The following is a 3824-nucleotide window of genomic DNA, read 5'->3' as shown; positions in this document are numbered from 1 at the left end:
TCCCCGCTCTTGTTCGGCTGACCCGGCTTGCCCGTGGGCTTCTTGGTGTCCCCGGCCTTGTCCGGAGTCTTCGTAGTCGGCTTGTTCGGGTCCGCCTTCGGGGCGGCGGGCTTCGCATGGGGCTTCGTCCCCGGGCCTGTGCCCTTGCCCGACTTCGGGAGAACGGAAGTGGGACGTACCGTCGGCAGCGTGGACTCCGGCTTGTTGTCGGCAGACCTCTCATCTGGCTTCCTGCCGCCCCGGTCGTCGCCGTCCGTGGCCGTCGGTCGCTTGCCGTCCCCCTTGCCCCCCTTGCCTCGACCGAGCCTCTCGGCGATGCCCTTGAAGCGCCGCCCCACCTTCGCAACGTACTTGCCGATTCCGCTCAGCAGCGCCTCATACGCCAGCTCCAGCAATGCCACGATGCCCGCAGCCACCGCCTTCGCGAACAAGATGCCTGCCCCACCGCYGCGAACCGCCTTCAGCCAGTCCAGGACCGCCCCCATCGCCCGCAGGATCTCGCCGAGCGCGCCGATGGCCGTCTTGATGGCGTCGATGACAGCCATCACCCAGCCGGCGCCCGGGATCAGCTTGGCGATGACCTTGGTGATGACGATCTCGCCGATGATGAAGGGGAGTTGGGGGACGATGGCGTCCCAGGTCTCCTTGACGATCTGTTCGAGGGTGATGCCGCCCTTGATGAGCTTGTCGAGAATGGCCTTCGGGACGCCGATGATCTCCTCGATCTTCGACTGGAACCATGCCTTTACGGCCGCCTTGACCTCGCGGAACAGGTGGTTCTTCGCGCCGTCCACCGCGGAGTTCTTGGCACCGCTCAGCCAACCACCCGGGTCGGACAGGAAGTCGACCGCGATGAGCATGAAGTCGCCGAGGGCGTTCAGCAGTCCGGCGGCGAAGTCCAGGACGGCCTTCACCGCGTCCACGACGGCCTTGATGACGTCCAGGAGGGCCTTCTTCAGGATCTCCAAGATGCTGCTCAACAACTTGCCGATGGAGTCCAGCAGATCGCTGATGGCCTGCTTCAACGCGGTGGCGAGCCTGTTGACGAGTGCGATCGCCGCATTGATCAGAGAGGTGATCAGGTTCCGGATGCGCTTGGCCAGATCGATGACCGCCCGCACCATCGAGATCGCGAACTCGATCAGATCCTTGATCAGGTTCTTGATCGCGTCGATGATGCCCTTGCGGGCCGCGTTGATCCATCCCTCGACGTTCTTCTTGAAGTCGCGGATGAAGGTGATGACCGCGTCACGCGCCTCGCGGATGACCTTGACGATCGCGTTCTTGATCTCGATGACCTTTTGTTTGATCCACTCGAAGGCCTTCGAGATCCAATTTCCCGAGTCCTGGGCAGCGTTGTTCTTCTGCCGGTCCGCGTCCTTCTCTGCGTTGTCGGCCTTGTCCTTGACCTTCTTGTCGCTGCCCTCCTTCTCGGTATCGACCTTGTCGTCTGTCTTCTTCTCCTCGTCCTTGACGTCCTGGCGGACCTTCTCCTGCCGGTCGGACTTCTTGTCGCCGAGGCTCTTGAGCTCTTTGTCCTGCTCCGTGCGCCAGTCCTGGCGCTGGGCGGTGACATCGGCCATCGCCTTCTCGCGCTCGCCCGCCTGCGTCTCGGTGTTGGCCGCGATCTCGGCATCGACCTGCCGCTTGTGCTTCGCCTGCGAGTCGCGGAAGTCACGGTCCTTGGCCTGACGGCCCTCCGACACGCCCTTCTGCCCCTCGCTGAACGCGGCCTGGAACTGCGGGCCCCGCTCGTGCTCGGCCACCTCGGAGGCGGCCTCCGGCGGTACGGCACCGGTCGCGCCCCCGCCCTCGACGGCAACACCCTCGCCACCGCCGCCCTGCCCCGGGACCTTCGCGGTCAACTGCTCCTTGGGAGCGTTGGGGTAGACCTGGTTCTCGCCCATTCCGCGGCCGGCGTCGTCCTGGGCCGTCCCGATGGTCTCCTGGCCCTTGGCATCGACGTTGCCGCCCTGTTCACCGGACGCCCGCTCGGCGCCGCCCTGCATCTCGACACCCGGCGCGTTGCCGGCCTGTGCCTGCTTGAGCGCGTCGTCCTTCGTCGGCAAGCCCGCGAACTTCGCGGCCAGCTCCTGCGGATCCACCACGGGTTCGTCGGCGCCGAAGAGGCTCGCGACGCCGTTCACGATCTTGCCGCCGATGAAGCCCAGGGCCATCTTGAAGGTGTCCCAGCCGCCGGGCTCCTCGGCCTTCTCCGCCTCGATCTGGCCCTCGGGCTCCTTCGCGCCGGTGACCTCGGCGTTCTCCTGGTCCGGCGTCTGCGCCTGCGCAGCCGGATCCTGCGAGTACGCGGCCGGAGCGTCCGTCTTCGGCTTGCCCTCCAGCGTCTGCGGTGCGCCTGCCGGACGCTGCATGGAGGGCGGTGCGGCGGCGAGCGTCTTGTGTTCGTCACCGACCGTACGGTCCACCGCGCCACCCACGCCGCCCATGGCCTGAAGTGCCTTGTGCGGCTTGAGTTTCGAGGCTGTGGACAGGCCGGCCTCAGGGGCGACGCCCGAGAGGTTCGGGGCCGGGCCGGAGTCCTTCTTGCCCTTTCCGCGAGCCGGGGCGGCCGCCCCGCCACCACCACCGCCGCCGGCACCCGAGGATCCCCCCGACGGTGCCGCCTTGGGCGCGGGTGCGGTCTCCGGTGCGCCCTTCGCCTCGGGGGCTGCCTTCGCGGCGGCTTGCGGCGCGGGTGCCGGTGCCGACTCCTGAGCGGCGGGCGCCGGCCTGGGTGCCGCGGCCGGGGCCTCCGTACGAGCACTGGACTCCGGCGCGCTTTCCTGGGTCGTACCGCCCGACGGGGCCGGCTCCGACGCACCCGCGGCACCGGTTGTGGCACCGGCGGACGTCCCGCCGGGCACGCTCGGGCCGCCTGAGCCGGACCCGCCTCCCGCGGCCACTGCCGTGTCCTGCGCGGCCTGAGTGGTCTGAGCGCCGGCGGCCTGCGAACCGGAACCGCCCCCCGACTCCTTCGCGCCCTCTTTGCCTCCGGCCTCGGACTGCGCGGACCTGCCGCCGATGGCCTGCTGCGACTCCTTCTCCGGCGCCGCCGCGGCCTTGCCACCGCCGGCCGCAGTGCCCTTCTCCTCCTTGGCCGCCGACTCCGTGGCCTCACTGCCGCCTTCGGACTTCCCGTCCGTCCTGCCCGGCGCCTCCTGCACGGTCGTCTGCGCGGCGACCGCCCCCACCTTCGGGTCGTCCCCCGCCTTGGGGTCCCGGGTCGCCGTGCTCGCCGCCGGCGGCGCCGCGGCCTGCTCCAGAGCGAGGCCACCGAACCCGCCGTCGTTCGCCGGCCCGCCCTCGGTCTGAGGTGCCGACGACTCCGGCTCCTCGGCGAGGGCCTCCTCCTCGGGCTCGGCCTCCGCCGCCTCGTCCTCGGCGTCCTCCGCGTCCCGCTGCGCCTGCACCTCTTCGGCCCTGGTCGGCGGCGGAGCGGGGAAGGACGGGACGGACGGGGTGGCGGTCGGATCCAGCGTGTCCGCCGTCGGTACGCCGGACACGTCGAGGTCCTGCTTCGGCAGGAAGTCCTCGGGCTGGAGCTTGATGTCCCAGGCGCTCGGCTCCGCACCGCCGACCTCGACCTCCGACTCGCTCCCGGAGCCGTCGGTGTCCTCCTCGGTCTCCTCCTCCAGCCCCTCGACGTCCTGGTTGCGCTTCCCTTCCAGCGTGCTGATCCTGCCCGCCGACTGGGTGTCCTTGCCGGAGGTGGCCGGTGAGCCCTTGGGCTTCTCCTGGCCTCGTTTGTCCTGCGGCTTGAGCTGCTGGCCCGCCACCCTCGCCTCGGCCGCGCCCGGCCGGTTCTTCGCCGCGGACTCCTC

At 69.8% G+C, this 3824-nt stretch carries 1 pseudogene; it reads right to left on the bottom strand.

Annotated features, from left to right (window positions below):
- Positions 1–3824, bottom strand: a pseudogene (locus EAO75_RS43680) (hypothetical protein); the annotation flags it as partial.

It is taken from the genome of Streptomyces sp. UW30 (genome assembly GCF_008042075.1).
In the GTDB taxonomy this organism is placed as follows: Bacteria; Actinomycetota; Actinomycetes; order Streptomycetales; family Streptomycetaceae; genus Streptomyces.
The sequence above is the reverse complement of the archived record's forward strand: the minus strand, read 5'-3'. Positions and strand labels throughout refer to the sequence as shown.